Origin of the sequence: Streptomyces sp. NPDC091416 (genome assembly GCF_044756845.1) — a bacterium.
Taxonomy (GTDB): domain Bacteria; phylum Actinomycetota; class Actinomycetes; order Streptomycetales; family Streptomycetaceae; genus Streptomyces.
Window position 1 is genome coordinate 105,362 of sequence record NZ_JBIVTU010000006.1, and the last position, 19,838, is coordinate 125,199.

Consider the following 19,838-nt stretch of genomic DNA (forward strand, 5'->3'; position numbering starts at 1 on the left):
GCGAAACAGCCCCCGGCGGGTACCGGGGGCTGTTTCACGTGAAACTGAAGCGGAGTCGCTGACGCCTACTTGGCGCCGGTGTCCCTCGCCACGGAGTCCTTGGCCTCCGCCTTCTCCTTGGCCGCCGCGACCGGCTTGCGGAGCTGGATGTTCAGCTCGCGCAGCCGCGTCTCGTCCAGCTCGCTCGGGGCACCCATCATCAGGTCCTGGGCGTTGCCGTTGAGCGGGAAGGCGATCGTCTCGCGGATGTTGGGCTCGTCGGCCAGCAGCATCACGATGCGGTCGACGCCCGGGGCGATGCCACCGTGCGGCGGGGCGCCGAGGCGGAACGCGCGCAGCATGCCCGCGAACTCCCGCTCGACGGTCTCCGCCTCGTAGCCGGCGATCTCGAAGGCCTTCAGCATGACGTCGGGCTCGTGGTTACGGATGGCGCCCGAGGACAGCTCGATGCCGTTGCAGACGATGTCGTACTGCCACGCCAGGATGTCGAGCGGGTCCTTCTCCTCCAGGTCCTTCATGCCGCCCTGGGGCATGGAGAACGGGTTGTGGGAGAAGTCGATCTTGCCGGTTTCCTCGTCCTTCTCGTACATCGGGAAGTCGACGATCCAGCAGAACCGGAAGACGCCCTCCTCGAAGTGGCCGGCGCGCTTGGCGGCCTCGACGCGGACGACGGACATGATCTTGGAGACCTCGTCGAACTCGCCCGCACCGAAGAAGACGGCGTGGCCGGGGACGAGGGACAGACGCTCGGTGAGGGTCTTGATGTCCGCCTCGGTGAGGAACTTGGCGATCGGACCCGCCAGCGTGCCGTCCTCGCCGACGCGGACCCAGGCGAGGCCCTTGGCGCCGTGCTCGACCGCGTACGCGCCGAGGCCGTCGAAGAACTTCCGGGACTGGCCCGCGGTGTCCGGCACCGGGAGGGCGCGGACGTGCTTGCCGGCGAAGGCCTTGAAGTCCGAGTCCGCGAAGATGTCGGAGATGTCGACGAGCTCCAGCTGGGCCCGCAGGTCCGGCTTGTCGTTGCCGTACTTCAGCATCGACTCGCGGAACGGGATGCGCGGGAACGGCGAGGTCACGTGGCGGCCGTTGCCGTACTCCTCGAAGAGCTCGGTCATGAGCTTCTCGATCGGCTGGAAGACGTCCTCCTGCTCGACGAACGACATCTCGACGTCGAGCTGGTAGAACTCGCCCGGCGAACGGTCGGCGCGGGCGTCCTCGTCGCGGAAACAGGGCGCGATCTGGAAGTAGCGGTCGAAGCCGGAGATCATCAGCAGCTGCTTGAACTGCTGCGGCGCCTGCGGCAGGGCGTAGAACTTGCCCGGGTTCAGACGGGACGGGACCACGAAGTCACGGGCGCCCTCGGGGGAGGTCGCGGCGAGGATCGGGGTCGCCATCTCGTTGAAGCCGAGGGCCACCATCTTGGAGCGGATGGAGGCGATGACGGACGAACGCAGCATGATGTTGCGGTGCATGCGCTCGCGGCGCAGGTCGAGGAAGCGGTACTCCAGGCGCCGCTCCTCGTTGACGCCGTCCTCGGCGTTGATCGTGAAGGGCAGCGGGGCGGCCTGACCGAGCACCTCGACCTCGGTGACCTCGATCTCGATCTCGCCGGTCGGCAGCTCCGGGTTCACGTTGTCGGCGCCGCGGGCGGAGACCTTGCCGTCGATCCGTACGACGGTCTCCTTGGTCAGCTTCGCCAGGGCGTCGTTGCCGGGGGTGCCGGGACGGGCGACGAGCTGCACCAGGCCGTAGTGGTCGCGCAGATCGATGAAGAGGATGCCACCCAGGTCTCGGCGATTGTGCAGCCAGCCGCTCAGCCGGACGTCGGTGCCGACGTCAGAGGCGCGGAGCTCGCCGCAGGTGTGGGACCTGTACCGATGCATCGTCGTTCATCCAGTCTTCGCGGTTGGGGATGATTCAGCACCCCAGGCTACCGCCCGCGACCCGACCGTTTCATTGTCATTGTCCGCATCAAGATCGCCGGCGGGCCCCTGGCGCTGCCCCGCATGGTCATGTCTGCCTAAAGTAGGGCAATGCGCACCGAGGAAGTCCTGGCCGCCACCGCGACCGGCCTTTGGCGCTGGGACAACGCAGCCGGGACGGTCACGCTCGACGCGGAGGCGGCCCGGCTCCTGGAGCTGCCCGCCGAGCACGGCGTCTTCCGTGAGTCGGAGGTGCGCTCCCGCTTCCACCCCGTCGACTGGAACGAGATCTACGGGGTGGTGAACCTCGCCGTCGCCGAGGGCACCCTCGCCGAGGCCCGGGTACGGATCGTGGACGAGCGCGGCCGGGTGCTGCGGACCGTCCGCAGCCGTTCCAGGCCGCTGCTCCCCGAGGCCGGCTCCGAGGAGGCCTATGTGCTGGTCGGCACGCTCCAGGAGGTCGCCGAACCGCAGCCCGGCGCCATGGGGGCGCACACCCCGATCACCGGTGACTGGCGGCGCTCCCGCGAGGCGTTCCTGCTGGACGCGGGGCGGGCGCTGGCCGAGGCCCGGTCGACGACGGAGGTGCTGCGGGTGGCCTACTCGCTCTCCATGCCCGGCTTCTCGCCGGACGGGCTGGCGGTCTTCGGGGTCGACGGCGAACGGCTGACGATCGTCGGCCACCACGGGCACCACATGGGCGACGAGGGCCCGTTCAGCGACATGCCGCTGGAGACCGACTACCCGGCCGCCGAGGTCGTCCGGACGGGACGGGCGGTCTACCTCCCCACCCCCGACGACTACCGGGACCGCTACCCGGCCACCTGGCCGCTGGCCCGGCGGTTCGGGCGCCGGTCCTGGGCGTTTCTGCCGCTGATCGTGGCGGGCCGCACGATGGGCACCTGGATGGCCGGGTTCCGGCACCCGGTCTCGTTCTCGCCGGACGAACGGTCGGTGCTGACGACCGTGGCCCGGATGCTCGCCCAGGCGCTCACCAGGGCCGGGGTCGCCGAGACGGAGCGGGAGCTGTCGCTGGGACTCCAGCGCTCGATGATGCCGTCCCTGGGGCCCGACATCCCGGGGATGACGGTCGCCGCCCGCTACGTCCCGACGGGCGGCGGACTCCAGGTCGGCGGCGACTGGTACGACATGATCCCGCTGCCCAACGGCCGCATCGCCCTCGTCATCGGCGACGTCCAGGGGCACGACGTGCGAGCCGCGGGGCTGATGGGCCAGCTGCGGATCGCCCTGCGCGCGTACGCCTCCGAGGGCCACCCGCCGGACGCCGTGCTCGCGCGCGCCTCGCGCTTCCTGTCCGGGCTCACCGACGCGTACGAGGACGGCGAGCAGCCCGAGGCGCGGTTCGCGACCTGCCTGTACGCGGAGGCGGACCCGGAGACCGGCACCCTCGACATCGCGCGGGCCGGTCATCCCGACCCCGTGGTCATGACCGCCGACGGGACGGCCGTCATCCGCCGGACCGAGGGCGGGCTGCCGCTCGGGATCGAGGCCGACGCGGACTACCCGGCGACCCGGATCACGCTGGAGGCCGGAGAAACGATCATGCTGTGCACGGACGGCCTGATCGAGACCGGCGGGCACGACCTGGCCACCGGCTGGGTGCGGCTGCGGCCGATCCTGGAGCAGCACACCGGGGATCTGGAGAAGCTCGCGGACGAGCTGGTGCAGGCCGTGCACGGGCCGGCCTCGCACCACACGACGGGACCGCTCGCCGACCGGCGCGAGGACGACATAGCGCTCCTGCTGCTGCGGCGCGAAGCCTCCACGGCCCACCCGGCCGCGCCCCGCCGGACCGCGCTGACCATCGCCCAGGCCGAACCGGAGCGGATCGCCGCGGCCCGGTCGCTGCTGCGCGAGATGCTGCACGACTGGGCGGACGCGGAGCAGGTCGACTCGGCGGTCCTGATGGTCTCGGAGATGGCCACGAACGTGCTGGTCCACACGGACGGCGACGCCCTGATGGTCGCGCAGGCGACCGGGGAGCACGGGGAGCGTCGGCTGCGGGTCGAGGTGTCCGACGGCAGCGACGAGCTGCCGCACAAGCGGCGGCCCGGCGAGATGGCGTCCAGCGGGCGCGGCCTGGTGCTGATGGAGATGCTCGCCGACGCGTGGGGCGTGGACCCGCGGGGCTCCGGCAAGTCGATCTGGTTCGAGCTGTACGAGTCGACGGACCCTGCGGAGCCGTACGACCCTGCGGAGGCGTAGGACCTGGCTCAGGCGTTACGCCGACGGCTCGCCGGCCGGTCCTTCGGACACCTCCGGGGCGTCCGGACCGCCCTTGCGGAGTTCGCCGATGATGCCGAAGACCGCGGCGCAGACCGGGACGGCGAGCAGCATCCCCAGCAGCCCGGCCACGCTCGCTCCCGCCGTCAGCGCGATCATGATCATCGCGGGGTGCATCTGCACGGTCCGGCTCTGGATCATCGGCTGCAGGACGTGCCCCTCCAGCACCTGGACGGCCAGGACGACCCCCAGCGCCCACAGCGCGATCGCGAAGCCCCGGTCCGCCAGCGCCACCAGGACCGCGACGGCGCCCGACAGGAAGGCGCCCAGGTAGGGGATGTAGGCGCCGACGAAGACCAGTGCGCCCAGCCCCACCGCACCGGGCACGCGCAGGATCAGCAGACCGATCGTGATGCAGACCGCGTCGATGAGCGCGATGAACGTCGTCCCGCGCATGAAGCCCTCGACGGCCTCGAACGCCCTGCGGCCCATCGCCTCGACCAGGTCCCCGGTGCCCCGGGGGGCGATGGAGTGCGCGAGGTTCACGGCCCGGTCCGAGTCGCGCAGGAAGAAGAAGGTCAGCAGGAGGGAGAGCACGGCGGTGGCGATGAACGAGCCGACGAGGCTGATGCCGGAGAGGATCCCGCCCGCGGCGCTCGCACCGAACTTCTCGACGAGCTTCTTGGCGTTGTCCGCGAGGGCCTCGACGTTCGCGCCCTCCTCCAGCCCGAAGTGGTCGATCACCCACTGTCCGGCGTCCTTCAGCGAGGCGACGATCTGGTCGCCGGTCTCGATGAGCGCCGCCACCACGATGTAGCCCGCTCCGCCGCCCACCGCGACGAGCAGGGCGCAGGTGACCCCCGCGGCCAGCGAGCGGTTCACGCCATGAGCGGTCATCCGCCGGTGGACCGGTCCGAGCAGCGCCGTACCGAGCAGGGCGAGGAGGACCGGGGTGACGGCGGTCTTGAGGATGATGCAGAGGAAGATGGCGACGGCGGCGACACCCGCGACCAGCAGGACGACTCCGCACCACGCGGCCGTACGCCGGGCGGCTTCGGGCAGGAGGGGCTTCGAGGTCTGCACCCTCCCACCCGACCACGCCGCGGCAGCGGTGTCCCGCCTGTGCCGCCGTACGAGTGATGAACCGTCATACGGCGGCAGCGGGGCTCACATTCCGTGGACGGCGGGCACGGTGCCGAGGCGGCCGGCCTGGAAGTCCTCGAAGGCCTGCTTGAGTTCGGCCTGGCTGTTCATCACGAACGGCCCGTAGTGCGCCATCGGCTCCCGGATGGGACGGCCGCCGAGCAGCACGACCTCCAGGTCCGGGGTGTTGCCGTCCTGCTGCTCGTCCGCGCGGACGGTCAGCGAGGAGCCGGCGCCGAAGACCGCGGTCTGGCCCATGTGGACGGGACGGCGCTCCGCACCGACGCTGCCGCGGCCGGCGAGCACGTACGCGAGGCCGTTGAAGTCCTCGCGCCAGGGCAGCGTCACCTCGGCGCCGGGGCGCACGGTGGCGTGGATCATCGTGATGGGGGTGTGGGTAATGCCCGGGCCCTCGTGGCCGTCGAGCTCGCCCGCGATCACCCGGAGCAGCGCACCGCCGTCGGGGGAGGCGAGCAGCTGGACCTGGCCGCCGCGGATGTCCTGGTAGCGCGGGGCCATCATCTTGTCGGCCTTGGGCAGGTTCACCCAGAGCTGGAGGCCGTGGAACAGGCCTCCCGACAGGACGAGGGACTCCGGCGGCGCCTCGATGTGGAGCAGCCCGGAACCGGCTGTCATCCACTGCGTGTCGCCGTTCTGGATGGTGCCGCCGCCCCCGTTGGAGTCCTGATGGATGAAGCTGCCGTCGATCAGGTAGGTCACGGTCTCGAAGCCGCGGTGGGGGTGCCACGGAGTGCCCTTCGGCTCTCCTGCCGCGTACTCCACCTCGCCCATCTGGTCCATCATGATGAACGGGTCGAGGTGCTTGTAGTTGATCCCCGCGAAGGCGCGGCGGACCGGGAAGCCCTCGCCCTCGAACCCGCTCGGCGCCGTGGTCACGGCGAGCACGGGACGGGCCGCGGCGTCGCCGGCGGCGGCGACCTTGGGCAGGGTCAGCGGGTTTTCGACGGTCACTGCGGGCATGGGAGCCACCTCCGGGGGACTGTTCTGGAACCAATTTAGTTGAATGGTGAACATCCCGCAAGGTGGCATCCATTCCCGCGCCGCCCGCCCCCGCGCCATCCGCCCCCGCACCCCCGCCTCCCGGGCCGGCCGGAGCAGCAGAAAGGGGTCCGCGCCGCCCAGCGGCGGCACGGACCCCTTCCCGGAAAGCCGCGATCAGCCGTACATGCGGCGCATCGCGAAGTCGACCATCTGCTCCACGGCCTTCGCGTCGAAGACCATGCGGTGCTCGCCCTCCATGTCCAGGACGAAGCCGTAGCCCGTGGGCAGCAGGTCGATCACCTCGGCGCCGGTGATCACGAAGTACTTGGACTCCTTGCCCGCGTAGAGCCTCAGCTCCTTGAGCGTGGTGAACATCGGGATCACGGGCTGCTGCGTGTTGTGCAGCGCGAGGAATCCCGGATTGTCGCCGCGCGGACAGTAGACCTTCGAGGTCGCGAAGATCTGCTGGAAGTCCTCGGCGGCCAGCGAGCCGGTCGTGAAGGCCCGTACCGCGTCGCCCAGCGAGGGCGGCGAGGGTTCGGGATACAGCGGCTGCTCGCCGTAGCCGCCACCCATCGGCTGCTGTGCGCCCTGGTTCTGGTCGTAGCCGTACATGGAGCAAAGAGTAATCGGACACATCCGGCCCTTGAGGGGTTGCGTCTTATTACTGACGGGTAGCATCATCGTAGAGGTCAGCTGATAAGTCCGGGCCACCCCTCCACGGGGCGCTGCGCGCCACTGCTATTGATTACGGAGCCTTCCCATGGGGCACTACAAGTCGAATCTCCGCGACATCGAGTTCAACCTCTTCGAGGTCCTCGGGCGCGACAAGCTGTACGGCACCGGACCGTTCGCGGAGATGGACGTCGAGACCGCGAAGAGCATCCTCGACGAGGTCACCCGCCTCGCGGAGAACGAGCTCGCCGACTCCTACGCCGACGCCGACCGCAACCCGCCGGTCTTCGACCCGGAGACCAACACCGCACCGGTCCCGGACTCCTTCAAGAAGTCGTACCAGGCCTTCATGGACTCCGAGTACTGGCGCCTGGGCCTGCCCGAGGAGATCGGCGGCACGACCTCGCCGCGCTCCCTGATCTGGGGCTACGCGGAGCTGCTGCTCGGCGCCAACCCGGCCGTGTGGATGTACTCCTCCGGCCCGGCGTTCGCCGGCATCCTCTTCGACGAGGGCAACGAGGCGCAGAAGAAGATCGCCGAGATCGCCGTCGAGAAGCAGTGGGGCTCGACGATGGTGCTGACCGAGCCGGACGCCGGCTCCGACGTCGGCGCGGGCCGTACGAAGGCCGTCGAGCAGGCGGACGGCTCCTGGCACATCGAGGGCGTGAAGCGCTTCATCACCTCGGGCGAGCACGACATGTCCGAGAACATCATTCATTACGTGCTGGCCCGCCCCGAGGGCGCGGGCCCCGGCACCAAGGGCCTCTCGCTCTTCATGGTCCCGAAGTTCCACTTCGACTGGACCACCGGCGAGCTGGCCGAGCGCAACGGCGTGTACGCGACCAACGTCGAGCACAAGATGGGCCTCAAGGCCTCCAACACCTGCGAGATGACGTTCGGCGACCAGCACCCCGCCAAGGGCTGGCTGATCGGCGACAAGCACGACGGCATCCGCCAGATGTTCCGCATCATCGAGTTCGCCCGCATGATGGTCGGCACGAAGGCCATCGCCACGCTCTCCACGGGCTACCTGAACGCGCTGGAGTACGCCAAGGAGCGCGTCCAGGGCACCGACCTGTCGCAGTTCATGGACAAGACGGCCCCCAAGGTCACCATCACGCACCACCCCGACGTCCGCCGCTCGCTCATGACGCAGAAGGCGTACGCCGAGGGCATGCGCTCCCTCGTCCTCTACACCGCCTCCGTCCAGGACGCGATCCAGGAGAAGGAGGCCGCGGGCGAGGACGCGAAGGCGCTGCACGGCCTCAACGACCTGCTGCTCCCGATCGTGAAGGGCTACGGCTCCGAGAAGTCGTACGAGCAGCTGGCGCAGTCGCTCCAGACGTTCGGCGGCTCCGGGTACCTCCAGGAGTACCCGATCGAGCAGTACATCCGTGACGCCAAGATCGACACGCTGTACGAGGGCACGACGGCCATCCAGGGCCAGGACTTCTTCTTCCGGAAGATCGTCCGCGACCAGGGCGCCTCGCTCAACATGCTCTCCGAGGAGATCAAGAAGTTCCTCGCGGGCGCCCAGGACAACGAGGAGCTGTCCGCGGCGCTGGACCATCTGGCGAAGGCCGCCGTGGACCTGGAGGCCATCGTCGGCACGATGATCACCGACCTCACCGCGACCGGCGAGGACGTCAAGAACATCTACAAGGTCGGCCTCAACTCGACCCGCCTGCTGCTGGCCTCCGGCGACGTCGTCGTCGGCTACCTGCTGCTGAAGGGCGCGGCCGTGGCCGCCGAGAAGCTGCCGACCGCGTCCCCGAAGGACGTCGCCTTCTACCAGGGCAAGATCGCCGCGGCGAAGTTCTTCGCCGCGAACGTCCTGCCCGGCGTCGGCGCCGAGCGCGCGCTCGCCGAGGCCGTCGACAACTCCCTGATGGAGCTGGACGAGGCCGCGTTCTAGGTCTTCCGTCCGGATCGGGCCGGGCCCCGCGAGCCCTGCCCGATCCGAACGAGAGGCCCCAGGCGCTCACGCCGCCAGGAACGCCCACACGCACCGCCACCCGGACACGCTTTCGGGTGGCGGTGCTGTCGTAGGGGCCGGGCACGCCGCTCACAGGCCCGTTCCGCACGGCACCGCCATCGACCGACGGCGATCGGCACCCTGCGGCGGCCGCCGCCCGCGCCTTCTTCCTTATGATCGGACCTCGTTGACGAGGGGGAGGCCGGCGCATGAGCCGAGTGGACGGGCGCGCGTGCGTACGCGGAGCGGCAGCCGGGGCGGTCCTGTTGCTGCTCGCCGGCTGCGGGAGTGGCGACGACGGCGGCGGAGCCGCCAAGGCGCTCGGCAGGGCGGAGGTCTCCTCGGTCCTGCCCGACGCGAGGGCCATGCCGGGCTGGCGGACGCACCTGGAGCCCGAGGCCCAGGAACCCGTCCCGGAGTACCCGCCGTCGGTGTGCCTGGCGGTGGACAGGAAGAAGCGCGGGATCGCCTGCGACCGCATCACCTACTGGGGCGTCTCGGCCTTCGTGCGCAAGCCCGACGTCACCTCGCTCGACTACTGGGTGCTCGCCTACCCGGACGAGAAGACCGCCGACGCCGCCTACGACGCGATCGTCACCTACTACGGCGGCGACCGGGTCGGGGTGGGCGCGGTCCCGGTGGACATCGGCGAGCCGGGCGAGGAGCGCGAGTCCAACCGCGCCGGGACGGGCACGATGGGCGGGCCCGCCACCATCACCCAGCTCCGGGTCGGCACGACCGTGCTCGGCATCAGCACCGGTACCCAGGGCAGGAAAGCCGTCCCCGACCGGGAGGTGAAGGCGTTCGCCGCCATGTTCGCCGAGCGCGCCCGGCAGGCACAGGACGGCGAGAAACCCTCCGCGGCCGTCGCCGGAGGATAGCGGCGGCTCCCGGGGGCACTACGGTGAATCCTCCGGGCCGGGCCTGGTTAGAGTGAAGAACATGAGTTCCTCCCTCCGGTTCGACCGCGGCCACACCGACGATCTGATGGCCTTCCTGATGTCCGCCCCCTCCCCGTACCACGCCGTGGCGAGCGCCGCGGCGAGGCTGGAGAAGGCCGGTTTCCGGCAGGTCGAGGAGACCGCGGCCTGGGACGGGACGACCGGCGGGAAGTACGTCCTGCGCGGCGGCGCCATCGTGGCCTGGTACGTGCCGGAGGGCGCCGGTGCGCACACCCCGTTCCGGATCGTCGGCGCGCACACCGACTCGCCGAACCTGCGGGTGAAGCCGCTGCCCGACACCGGTGCGCACGGCTGGCGGCAGGTCGCCGTGGAGGTCTACGGCGGCACGCTGCTCAACACCTGGCTGGACCGCGACCTCGGCCTCGCCGGCCGGATCTCGCTGCGCGACGGCACGCACCGGCTCATCAACGTCGACCGGCCGCTGCTGCGCGTCCCGCAGCTGGCCGTGCACCTGGACCGCTCGGCCAACACCGACGGGCTCAAGCTGGACCGCCAGAAGCACATGCAGCCCATCTGGGGGCTCGGTGACGTCGAGGAGGGCGACCTCATCCGCTTCGTCGCCGAGGAGGCGGGCGTCGACGCCGAGGACGTCACCGGCTGGGACCTGATGCCGCACCCCGTCGAGCCGCCGTCCTACCTGGGCCGCGACCGCGAGCTGGTGGCCGGTCCGCGCATGGACAACCTCCTGTCGGTGCACGCGGCCACCGCGGCACTCGCCGCCGTCGCCGGGCAGCCCGACTCCGAGCTCCCGTACATCCCGGTGCTGGCCGCCTTCGACCACGAGGAGAACGGCTCGCAGTCCGACACCGGCGCGGACGGGCCGCTGCTCGGCACGGTCCTGGAGCGCTCGGTGTTCGCCCGCGGCGGTACGTACGAGGACCGCGCCCGCGCCTTCGCCGGCACCGTCTGCCTCTCCTCGGACACCGGCCACGCGATCCACCCCAACTACGCGGAGCGCCACGACCCGACGCACCACCCGGTCGTCAACGGCGGACCGATCCTCAAGGTCAACGTCAACATGCGGTACGCCACCGACGGCAGCGGCCGGGCCGTGTTCGCGGCGGCGTGCGAGAAGGCGGGCGTGCCGTGGCAGACCTTCGTCTCCAACAACGCGATGCCGTGCGGGACGACGATCGGCCCGATCACCGCCGCCCGGCACGGCATCCAGACCGTCGACATCGGCGTGGCCATCCTCTCCATGCACAGCGCCCGTGAGCTGTGCGGCGCCGACGACCCGCATCTGCTGGCCACCGCGCTGGCGGCGTTCCTGGCGGGCTGACGACGCCCCCGGCGGTCCCCCTGTCCGTGGCGGGCAGGGGGACCGCTGTCATTCCGGCCCGGTCCTGAACCGGCTCCGGTACTCGGTCGGTGTCGTGCCGAGCCTGCGCCGGAAGGCCCTGACCAGGGTGTCGACCGTGCCGAACCCGCAGGCGGACGCGATCCGTTCGACGGTGGCGTCGGTGGATTCGAGCTGATGGCGCGCCCTTTCGACCCGGACCGACTCGATGTAGGCGTGCGGCGTCGTACCGAGTTCGGACTTGAAGATCCGGGTGAGCTGCCGGTCGCCGATGTGGCCGTACGCGGCGAGGTCCGCGACGGTGAGCGGTTCGGCGATGTTGCGCATGATGTGGTGCCGCAGGTCCTCGATGCGCCGGGTCGTGGAGACCTGTTCCAGCGGAACGCTGAACTGGCTCTGTCCGCTCGGCCGCTTCAGGTACATCACGAGCTGCCGGGCGACCCGCAGCGCGACGGCCTCGCCCAGGTCGTCCGCGACGAGTGCCAGCGAGAGATCGAGACAGGCGCTGATCCCCGCACCGGTCCACACGTCTCCCTCACGGATGAAGATCGGGTCCGGGTCGACCTCGACCAGCGGGTGGTCGGCGGCGAGTTGCCCTGCGGTCGACCAGTGCGTGGTGGCCCGCTTGCCGTCGAGGAGCCCGGCGGCGGCGAGGAGGTGGGCGCCGACGCAGACGGACGCGACCCTGCGCGTGCGCACGGCGAGCTGTTCCACCCGGCGCACCACGGCCGGGTCGGTGAGCGCGTGTACACGCCCCTGCCCGTCGGTCTCCACCGCTCCGGGCACCAGGAGGGTGTCGATGCTCCGCGCCGCCAGGTCGTCGAAGGTGAGGTCGGGGAGGATCCGGACTCCGGCGGCCGTGGTGACCGGCTCCGTCGTCCCGGCGGCCAGGACCACCTCGTAGCCCGCCGCTTCCTCCGTCTCACGGCGCGCGAGGGAGAACACCTCGGGCGGTCCGGTGACGTCGAGCAGGTCGACGCCGTCGAAGAGGACGATCACGATCAGTCGTCCGACGGTACTCACGGGCCTCGCGCCTCCAGTCTCCGTCCCCGGAGCCCGGGGTGTCTGTTTCTGCAGGTTAGACGACATTGCCGACACGCAGGGTGGGGCCTAGCGTCGTGAGTGCGCCCCGCCGGTCCGGCGGGACCCGCGCCCCCGACCGGAACCCAGGTGCCCCAGCCATGCCCCGAACGACGCTGCGCCGGCTCAACGGCCTCGACGACACCCCCGCGAACCTCGCCGACTCGACCCTGGTCCTCATCGACTACCAGAACACCTACACGACCGGTGTGCTGGAGCTGGACGGCTGGCAGGCCGCGCTCGACGCCGGCGCCCGGCTCCTGGCCGGCGCCCGCGAGGCGGGCACGAAGGTCATCCACGTCATCCACGACGGCGGCGAGGGCACCCCGTACGACATCCGGGCCGAGATCGGCCGGATCCACCCGGCCGTCGCACCGGCCGACGGCGAGACCGTCGTCGTCAAACAGGCACCGGACTCCTTCTTCGGCACCGACCTGGGCGAACACGTCGACGCCGCGGGCAGGACCGACCTCGTCATCGCCGGGTTCATGACCCACATGTGCGTCCAGTTCACCGCCCAGGGCGCCTTCCTGCGCGGCAACCGGCCCACGGTCGTGGCCGACGCCTGCGCCACCCGTTCCCTGCCGGTCGCCGGCACCGAACTGGACGCCCGCCAGGTGCACCACAGCGCCCTCGCCACCATCACCGACCTGTACGGAGTCGTCGTCCCGACGCAGGACGCCCTGAGCCGGGCCGGGTCCTAGGGCATTTCCGCAACGCCGCGAGCGTGCGTGCCGGGCGTCGCCGGGCAGCCGGGGCCTTCGCCACACGCCCCGGCCGGCCCGGAAGCATGCCCGGGTGCGGGCCGGGTACCCGACCCGCACAGGGTCCGGAGCTTCCGGGCCGTCGAGGAGGCGGAACTCATGGGACTCGGAGGCTGCATCATCCTCATCGGTGCGGGGGCGATACTCGCCTTCGCCACCGACTGGGAAATGGACACGGTCAACGTGGACATGGTCGGCTGGATCATGATGATCGTCGGCATCATCGGCGTCTTCGTCTACGCGAGCGTCATGCGCCGGCGCCGTATGGTCGTGCCGCCCACCACCACCGTGGTCGGTGACGACGAACGAAGGCTGTGACCTGCACGGGTGCGCCCCGCCCGGCGGGCGCACCCCTTGGCGGACGCCGCGGGATCCCCGATATTCTGGCCGCTTGTCCGTGACCCGGAACCGGGCTCGGCACGCCCGGGAATGGGGGAGCCGCTCGTGGAGTTCCGGTTGCTCGGCACGGTCTGCGTCGACACGCTGACCGGGCCGCTGCCGCTCGGCCCCGCCAAGCGCCGCAGCCTGCTCGCCGCACTGCTGCTGCGCGCCAACACACCCGTCTCCATGGCGCGGTTGACGGACTGCCTGTGGGACGACGAACCGCCCCTGCACGCACGCACGGTCATCCAGGGCCATGTGTCCCGGCTGCGCGTCCTGCTGACGGGCGCGGACGCGGAGGCGTACGGGGTCGAACTGGCCACGCTCGGCGACGCGTACGTGCTGCGGGCGCCGGAGACCCTGCTGGACTCCCAGCGGTTCGAGGAACTGCTGATGCTGGCCCGGGAACAGCGCAGCCCGGCCGACACCGTGCTCATGCTGAAGGAGGCCCTGTCCCTGTGGCAGGGCCCCGCGCTCACCGGTACGTACGCCAGCGCGCCGCTCCAGGCCGCCGCGCACGCGCTGGAGGAATCCCGGCTGGCCACGGTGGAGCAGCTGGGGCGCACCTACGCCGTGCTGGGCGAGCACCACCGGGCGGCGGCTCTCCTGCGGGCCGAGGCCGACGCCCATCCGATGCGGGAGTCCCTGGCCGCGGCGCTGATGACGGCGCTGTACCGGTCGGGCCGGCAGTCCGAGGCACTGGACCGGTTCCACCGCACCCGGCGGATGCTCGCCGACGAGCTGGGCATCGACCCGGGGCGCGAGCTGGCCGACGCGTACGCGCGGATCCTGCGCGGTGACCCGGACCCGGCGAGCGCCCCGTCCGCGGACGACCGGTCCCCGGGTGCCCCTGTGCGGACGCCCGGATCCGAGCGCGCGCCCCGGACCGACGACGGCGCGGAGGCCGCTCCGGTACGTGCCGGTGTGCCCGCCCCCGCCGCACCGCCCCGCGCCCCGCTCGTCCTGTCCCCGGCGCACGCCGTCACCGCACCGCACCCCACCGATCTGCTGCCCCGCGCTCCCCGCGGCTTCCACGGGCGCGGCGCCGAACTCGTCGCGCTCTCCCGGGCCGCGGCCGGCGAGGCTCCCGTCTGTCTGCTCACCGGACCGGCCGGCGTGGGCAAGACCGCACTGGCCCTGCACTGGGCCCGCCGGTCCCCCGCGGCCTTCCCGGACGGGCGGCTCTACGCCGACCTGCGCGGGTTCTCCGACACCGGTGAGCCGACGCCCCTGGAAGTCCTGCGCGAGTTCCTGCTCGCGCTCGGGGTCGCGCCCCGCCGGATCCCGGAGTCCGTCACCGGCGCCGCGGCGCTGTTCCGCTCGCTGACCGACCGGCTCAGCCTGCTCGTCGTCCTCGACAACGTCCGGGACTCCGCCCAGGTCGGGCAGCTGCTGCCGGGCGGCACGGACTGCGTCACGCTGATCACCAGCAGGCACCGGCTGGAGGGGCTCATCGCCTCGGACGCCGCCGTCCCGGTGCCGCTGGACGTGCTGGAGCCGCCGGACGGCACCGCGCTCCTGGCCGGGGTGCTGGGCGAGGAACGGGTCACCGCCGAGCCGGTGGCGGCCCGCCGGCTCGCCGAGCTCTGCGGCGGACTGCCCCTCGCCCTGCGGGTCACGGCGGCCCGGCTGGCGGGCCGCCCGCAATGGACGCTCGCCGACATGGCGGACGAACTGGCCGACGAGCGCAGCCGGCTGACGTATCTCGCCGTGGAGGACACCGGGGTCTCCGCCGCGCTGCGGCTGACCGTGCAGCAGCTGCCGCCGGACGCCGTCCACCACTTCACCCGGCTCGGCCACCATCCGGGCAGCCACTTCGACCCGTACACGGCCGCCGCGCTCGCCGGCAGCGACCCGGTCGTCGCCGCGGCCGCGCTGGAGCGGCTCGCCGCCGCCCATCTGGTCACCGAGGCCGGGCCCGGGCGCTGGATACTGCACGATCTGGTGCGGCTCTACGCCCGCGGGCTCGACCCGGCGGCCGGGCCGGACGCGCTCCTCGGCGTGCTCGACCACTACATCGCCACCGCGCTCGCCGCCGCGGACACGGCCGAACCCGGCGGTGAGCCCTGCTTCGTGCTGCCGGACGACTTCCACCGGCCCGCCGCCGTACGCGACTTCACCGGCCGGGACGCGGCGATGGACTGGCTCGCGGCCGAGCGCGAGGACCTCTCGCTGGCCGCTGCCGCCGCCCGTTCCGCAGGACTGGAGGACCGGGCCTGGCGGATCATCCTGCTCCAGTGGCCGCACGTGGTGTGGCGGGCGCGGGACGGCTGGGCACCGATGCTGGAACTGGCCCTGGCCGCGGCGGTCGCGCGAAGCGACCCGTACGCCGAGTCCCGGGTGCGCAATCTGCTGGGCTGGGTGCTGTCGGAAGAGGGCAGGACCTCCGAGGCCGTGGCGCTTCTGGAGCCTTCGCCCGGCCTGGCCCGGCAGGCCGGGGACCGGCTCGGCGAGGCGACGGCCCTGATCAACCTGGCGATCGTCCAGGCCGAACAGGGCGGCCTCGACCTGGCGCTGGAGGGCTGCGGCCGGGCGCTGGAGCTGGCCAGGAAGGAACCGGACGCGCACACCGAGATGCTCGCGCTCCAGCACCTCGCCCGCATGCAGCTCACGGCGGGACGCCCGCAGGACGCCCTGGACTCCGCCCGCACCGCCTTCGAGCTGGGTCCCGAGCACGAGGAGGCGGCCCGCCGGGTGCTCCTGACGACCGTCAGCGGCGAGGCACAGCTCGCGCTGGGCGCGGAGGACGAAGGGGTCCTGCTGCTGGACCTGGCCGCCACGGAGGCCGAACGGACCGGATACGACGTGGGCGCGGTGCAGGCCCTGGAGGCGCTGCTGCGGGTCACCGCGGGTCCGGCGTACGTACGGCGCTACGAGGACGCGGTCCGGCGGCTCGCCGACGACGGGTGAGGGCGGCCGGGGCGGCCGGGGTGGCCAGGGCGGCCGGGGCGCATGGCGGTGGTCCTCCGCGCCCGTCCTCGGCCACGGGCCACCGCGGTGTCGGGCTGCGCGTCCGTCGCGCCGGCCGAGCAGCGCTCGGCCCGGCACATCCGTACCCCGGCCGACCGGGCCCTCAGCCCCGCTCCCCCGTCACCCCGGCCGACCGGCCCTCAGCCCCGCTCCCCCGTCACCCCGGCAGACCGGCGCTCAGCCCTGCTCGTCCATACCTGCCAGGACCAGCGGCAGCCGCGAAGCGCCCTCGGCGGTCACGCTGACGGGGACGCCCCAGTCCTGCTGGTGGACGTGGCAGGCCGGGTACTCGTTCGCCGGGTCGTCGTCGCAGGACGCGGCCATCGCGGAGACGTGCAGGACACCTTCGGTGACGCCGTCGGCGAGGACCAGGTCACGGAAGAGGTCGGTGCCCGCTCCTTCGCCCGCGGCCAGCAGCTCCGGCGGCGTCGAGGAGACCAGCAGCCGGGTCGAGGGCCCGTAGCGGGTGTCCAGCTTCTGGCCGGCGGGCGCCTGGAAGACGACGTCGAGCCGGAGCGTGCCCGGGGCGATCCCGGTCGCCGCGCGCTGGGTCCGGTGCGCCTGGTCCGCGACGCGTACCGCCTCCTCGGGCAGCCGCAGCCGGGTCAGCCGGTGCCGGGCGGACTCGACGACGACGAGGTCGCCGTCGACCAGCACGGCGTCGCTGGGCTCGCGCAGATCCGTGGCCAGCGTGGTGACCTCGTCGCTCGCAGGGTCGTAGCGGCGCAGGGCGTGGTTGTACGTGTCGCAGACGGCGACGGACCCGTCCGGCAGCGCGGTGACGCCGAGCGGGTGCTGGAGCAGCGCCTGTGCGGCCGCTCCGTCGCGGTGGCCGAAGTCGAAGAGCCCGGTGCCGACGGCGGTGTGCACGGCGCCCTGGAGGTCGACGTAGCGCAGCGAGGACGTCTCCGAGTCGGCGACCCACAGCCGGTCCTCGGTCGCCGCGAGCCCGGACGGCTGGGCGAACCATGCCTCCGCACCCGGCCCGTCGACCAGACCCTCGTTGGTGGTGCCGGCCGCGACCCGGACGGTCCCGGCCCCGAGGTCGTACGTCCACAGCTGGTGCACGCCCGCCATGGCGATCCACAGCCTGCCGTCGAACCAGGCGACGTCCCACGGTGAGGAGAGGTCGACCTCGTGGCCGGCGCCGCCGGTGGGCGCGCCCTGCCACCACTGGCGGCCGGTGCCGGCCAGGGTCGTCGTCTCACCGGTCGAGAGGTCGAGCGCCCGGATCGCGTGGTTGACCGTGTCGGCGACCGCGATCCGCCCGTCGGGCAGCAGCGCCAGCCCCTGCGGCTCGCTGAACCTGACGTCGTCGGGCCCGCCGTCCACGAACCCGCGCTCGCCGGATCCGAAGTGGCGCCGGACGCTCTCGCCGTCCGCGTCCAGCTCGACCAGGCGGTGGCGGGTGGTGTCGGAGACCAGGAAGCCGCCGTCGGCGAGCAGCAGGGCCTTGCCGGGGAAGCGCAGGTGCGTGGCCACCGGCTCGGGCGCCACGTAGGGTCCGTCGCCGCGGCGCAGCGTGCCCTTCGCCGCGTGCTCGGTCTCCAGCTCCTCGACCAGCTTCTCGATGGCGTGGGCGTGGCCCTCGCCCGCGTGCTGGGCGACGACATAGCCCTCGGGGTCCACGACGACGAGCGTCGGCCAGGCGCGTACGGCGTACTGCTTCCAGGTGGCGAGCTCGGGGTCGTCGAGTACCGGGTGGTGGACCTCGTAACGCTCGACGGCGTCGACGACGGCCTGGTGCTCCGCCTCGTGGACGAACTTCGGCGAGTGCACGCCGATGATCACCACGGTGTCGCGGTGCTTCTCCTCCAGCTCGCGCAGCTCGTCGAGGACATGCAGACAGTTCACACAGCAGAACGTCCAAAAATCCAAGATCACAATGCGCCCTCGCAGGTCAGCGAGGGTGTACTGCCGGTCGCCTGTATTGAGCCAGCCGCCCTTGCCGATCAGTTCGGGGGCCCTGACGCGCGCACGTGTTGCCATAGGAACAGTCAACCCCAACGTGGCGTCCGCGCATTCCGCAGGGGGCTCGGGGAACCTGTGAGCCATGAGACTTCTCGTGCGTGAGCGACTGTTCGGCATCGGTGACGACTACTGGATCGAGGACGCGGACGGCCGCAAGGTCTTCCTCGTCGACGGCAAGGCCATGCGGGTGCGCGACACCTTCGAGCTGAAGGACGCGCAGGGCCGGATCATCGTCGAGATCCGGCAGAAGCTGCTCAGCCTGCGCGACACGATGCTCATCGAGCGGGACGGCGAGCAGCTCGCGAAGGTCAAGCGGAAGCGGCTGTCGCTGCTGCGCAACCACTACCGGGTGACGCTGGTGGACGGGACCGAGCTCGATGTCAGCGGCAAGATCCTGGACCGCGAGTTCGCCGTGGACTACGACGGGGAGCTGCTGGCGCAGATCTCGCGGCGCTGGCTGACCGTGCGGGACACGTACGGGATCGACATCGTGCGCGAGGACGCCGACGCGGGGCTGCTGATCGCGGTGGCGGTGTGCGTGATCGTGCTCGCGGAGAAGGAGCACGAGGGCTGAGAGCCGGGAGCCGTCGGTTCCTGTTTCACGTGAAACAGGAAACAGGAACCGACTCCGGTCAGACCCTCGTCACGGGCGGCGCCAGACCCAGCCGGCGGTCCTTGAGCGCGGGGAACTGCTCCCGGGTGGTGGCGGCCTTGGCCGGGTCGAACTCGACGGTCAGCACCTCCTCGTCCGCGCCCGCCTCTGCGAGCACCTCGCCCCACGGGTCGACGACGATGCTGTGCCCCGCCTGCGGGACCCCGGCATGGGTGCCGGCGCAGCCGACGGCCAGGACGTAGGCCTGGTTCTCCACGGCCCGGGCCTGGGCCAGCAGCGTCCAGTGGGCGCGGCGGCGCTCCGGCCAGCCGGCCGAGACGACGAGGGTCTCGGCGCCGGCGTCGACGAGCCCGCGGAACATCTCGGGGAAGCGCAGGTCGTAGCAGGTGGCGAGGCCGAGGGTGGTCTGCGGCAGGGTGACGGTCACCAGCTCGTCGCCGGCGCCCATCATGACCGCCTCGCCCGCGTCGAAGCCGAACCGGTGGATCTTGCGGTAGGCGGCGGCCCGTTCGCCCTCGGGCGTGAAGACGAGCGTGGTGTTGTAGAGGGTGCCGTCGGCATCACGTTCGACGAAGGACCCCGCGTGCAGCCAGACGCCCGCGTCGGCCGCGGCCTTGGCCATTGCGTCGTGCGTGGGTCCGTGCAGCGGTTCGGCCTCGGCCTCGAACTCCGTGTAGGAGAAGGCGCCGACCGGCCAGAGCTCGGGCAGGACCACCAGGTCCACGCCCCGCTGGGCCGCGATGAGTGAAGCCGCGCGTTCCCTGCGGGAGTGCACGGATTCGTCCGGGTCTACTGCGATCTGGATGAGGGAGGCGCGCACACTACCACCGTCCTGGCAT

The 19,838-nt window shown here is 71.8% G+C and carries 15 protein-coding genes; 8 read left to right on the plus strand and 7 right to left on the minus strand.

Annotated features, from left to right (window positions below; translation table 11 throughout):
• Positions 1 to 65: 65 nt before the first annotated feature.
• On the minus strand, positions 66 to 1,883 hold the full coding sequence (aspS, locus tag ACIQMX_RS19310) for an aspartate--tRNA ligase (RefSeq protein WP_402479615.1): 1,818 nt from the start codon (positions 1,881 to 1,883) through the stop codon (positions 66 to 68).
• Between the two features lie 150 nt (positions 1,884 to 2,033).
• Between aspS and ACIQMX_RS19315 the strand changes: the two genes are divergently transcribed.
• On the plus strand, positions 2,034 to 4,148 hold the full coding sequence (locus ACIQMX_RS19315) for a SpoIIE family protein phosphatase (protein ID WP_363068549.1): 2,115 nt from the start codon (positions 2,034 to 2,036) through the stop codon (positions 4,146 to 4,148).
• A gap of 15 nt (positions 4,149 to 4,163) precedes the next feature.
• Here the strand turns inward: ACIQMX_RS19315 and ACIQMX_RS19320 are convergent, their stop codons facing one another.
• The 3 genes from ACIQMX_RS19320 to ACIQMX_RS19330 all read right to left on the minus strand — a co-directional run bounded on the left by ACIQMX_RS19320 (position 4,164) and on the right by ACIQMX_RS19330 (position 6,926).
• A complete protein-coding gene (locus tag ACIQMX_RS19320; protein ID WP_402479618.1) occupies positions 4,164 to 5,249 on the minus strand; it encodes an AI-2E family transporter in 1,086 nt (361 codons plus the stop codon).
• 84 nt (positions 5,250 to 5,333) lie between these two features.
• Positions 5,334 to 6,290, minus strand: a complete 957-nt coding sequence (locus ACIQMX_RS19325; RefSeq protein ID WP_363068545.1) for a pirin family protein — start codon at positions 6,288 to 6,290, stop codon at positions 5,334 to 5,336.
• Between the two features lie 195 nt (positions 6,291 to 6,485).
• Positions 6,486 to 6,926, minus strand: coding sequence for an SseB family protein (locus tag ACIQMX_RS19330; RefSeq protein WP_018522179.1), 441 nt, complete (start codon positions 6,924 to 6,926; stop codon positions 6,486 to 6,488).
• Positions 6,927 to 7,074: 148 nt separating this feature from the next.
• Between ACIQMX_RS19330 and ACIQMX_RS19335 the strand changes: the two genes are divergently transcribed.
• The 3 genes from ACIQMX_RS19335 (at position 7,075) to ACIQMX_RS19345 (ending at position 11,202) form a co-directional block, all read left to right on the plus strand.
• Positions 7,075 to 8,901 carry an acyl-CoA dehydrogenase gene (locus tag ACIQMX_RS19335; RefSeq protein ID WP_363068543.1) on the plus strand — a complete coding sequence of 609 codons (1,827 nt, stop codon included), beginning with the start codon at positions 7,075 to 7,077 and terminating at the stop codon, positions 8,899 to 8,901.
• Positions 8,902 to 9,170: 269 nt separating this feature from the next.
• Entirely contained in the window at positions 9,171 to 9,842 is a 672-nt protein-coding gene (locus ACIQMX_RS19340; protein WP_402479623.1) for a hypothetical protein, read from the plus strand.
• A gap of 61 nt (positions 9,843 to 9,903) precedes the next feature.
• On the plus strand, positions 9,904 to 11,202 hold the full coding sequence (locus ACIQMX_RS19345) for a M18 family aminopeptidase (RefSeq protein ID WP_402479626.1): 1,299 nt from the start codon (positions 9,904 to 9,906) through the stop codon (positions 11,200 to 11,202).
• 48 nt (positions 11,203 to 11,250) lie between these two features.
• Here ACIQMX_RS19345 and ACIQMX_RS19350 read toward each other — a convergent pair whose 3' ends face one another.
• Positions 11,251 to 12,243 carry a DJ-1/PfpI family protein gene (locus ACIQMX_RS19350; protein ID WP_363068537.1) on the minus strand — a complete coding sequence of 331 codons (993 nt, stop codon included), beginning with the start codon at positions 12,241 to 12,243 and terminating at the stop codon, positions 11,251 to 11,253.
• 158 nt (positions 12,244 to 12,401) lie between these two features.
• Here ACIQMX_RS19350 and ACIQMX_RS19355 point away from each other — a divergent pair, with 158 nt between their 5' ends.
• The 3 genes from ACIQMX_RS19355 (at position 12,402) to ACIQMX_RS19365 (ending at position 16,355) form a co-directional block, all read left to right on the plus strand.
• Positions 12,402 to 13,004, plus strand: coding sequence for a cysteine hydrolase family protein (locus tag ACIQMX_RS19355; protein WP_363068535.1), 603 nt, complete (start codon positions 12,402 to 12,404; stop codon positions 13,002 to 13,004).
• A gap of 159 nt (positions 13,005 to 13,163) precedes the next feature.
• Positions 13,164 to 13,382: a DUF6458 family protein gene (locus ACIQMX_RS19360; RefSeq protein ID WP_363068533.1), complete on the plus strand. Its 219-nt coding sequence runs from the start codon at positions 13,164 to 13,166 to the stop codon at positions 13,380 to 13,382.
• Positions 13,383 to 13,508: 126 nt separating this feature from the next.
• A complete protein-coding gene (locus ACIQMX_RS19365) occupies positions 13,509 to 16,355 on the plus strand; it encodes a BTAD domain-containing putative transcriptional regulator (protein WP_402479631.1) in 2,847 nt (948 codons plus the stop codon).
• A 237-nt stretch (positions 16,356 to 16,592) separates the two neighbouring features.
• Here the strand turns inward: ACIQMX_RS19365 and ACIQMX_RS19370 are convergent, their stop codons facing one another.
• Positions 16,593 to 18,404, minus strand: a complete 1,812-nt coding sequence (locus tag ACIQMX_RS19370; protein ID WP_402479632.1) for an NHL domain-containing thioredoxin family protein — start codon at positions 18,402 to 18,404, stop codon at positions 16,593 to 16,595.
• Positions 18,405 to 18,468: 64 nt separating this feature from the next.
• Between ACIQMX_RS19370 and ACIQMX_RS19375 the strand changes: the two genes are divergently transcribed.
• The gene (locus ACIQMX_RS19375) at positions 18,469 to 18,960 is read left to right on the plus strand and encodes an LURP-one-related family protein (protein WP_363068528.1); all 492 of its coding nucleotides are present in this window, start codon (positions 18,469 to 18,471) and stop codon (positions 18,958 to 18,960) included.
• A gap of 58 nt (positions 18,961 to 19,018) precedes the next feature.
• Here ACIQMX_RS19375 and ACIQMX_RS19380 read toward each other — a convergent pair whose 3' ends face one another.
• Complete coding sequence (locus ACIQMX_RS19380) at positions 19,019 to 19,819, minus strand: carbon-nitrogen family hydrolase (RefSeq protein ID WP_402479635.1); 801 nt, start codon at positions 19,817 to 19,819, stop codon at positions 19,019 to 19,021.
• Between the last annotated feature and the right edge of the window lie 19 nt (positions 19,820 to 19,838).

Bases quoted from the DNA above. Each gene is read 5' to 3' on its own strand.
- ACIQMX_RS19375 (WP_363068528.1), top strand. From the start codon at position 18,469: ATGAGACTTCTCGTGCGTGAGCGACTGTTCGGCATCGGTGACGACTAC.
- ACIQMX_RS19345 (WP_402479626.1), top strand. From the start codon at position 9,904: ATGAGTTCCTCCCTCCGGTTCGACCGCGGCCACACCGACGATCTGATG.
- aspS (WP_402479615.1), bottom strand. From the start codon at position 1,883: ATGCATCGGTACAGGTCCCACACCTGCGGCGAGCTCCGCGCCTCTGAC.
- ACIQMX_RS19360 (WP_363068533.1), top strand. From the start codon at position 13,164: ATGGGACTCGGAGGCTGCATCATCCTCATCGGTGCGGGGGCGATACTC.
- ACIQMX_RS19325 (WP_363068545.1), bottom strand. From the start codon at position 6,290: ATGCCCGCAGTGACCGTCGAAAACCCGCTGACCCTGCCCAAGGTCGCC.
- ACIQMX_RS19355 (WP_363068535.1), top strand. From the start codon at position 12,402: ATGCCCCGAACGACGCTGCGCCGGCTCAACGGCCTCGACGACACCCCC.
- ACIQMX_RS19330 (WP_018522179.1), bottom strand. From the start codon at position 6,926: ATGTACGGCTACGACCAGAACCAGGGCGCACAGCAGCCGATGGGTGGC.
- ACIQMX_RS19315 (WP_363068549.1), top strand. From the start codon at position 2,034: ATGCGCACCGAGGAAGTCCTGGCCGCCACCGCGACCGGCCTTTGGCGC.
- ACIQMX_RS19340 (WP_402479623.1), top strand. From the start codon at position 9,171: ATGAGCCGAGTGGACGGGCGCGCGTGCGTACGCGGAGCGGCAGCCGGG.
- ACIQMX_RS19335 (WP_363068543.1), top strand. From the start codon at position 7,075: ATGGGGCACTACAAGTCGAATCTCCGCGACATCGAGTTCAACCTCTTC.
- ACIQMX_RS19370 (WP_402479632.1), bottom strand. From the start codon at position 18,404: ATGGCAACACGTGCGCGCGTCAGGGCCCCCGAACTGATCGGCAAGGGC.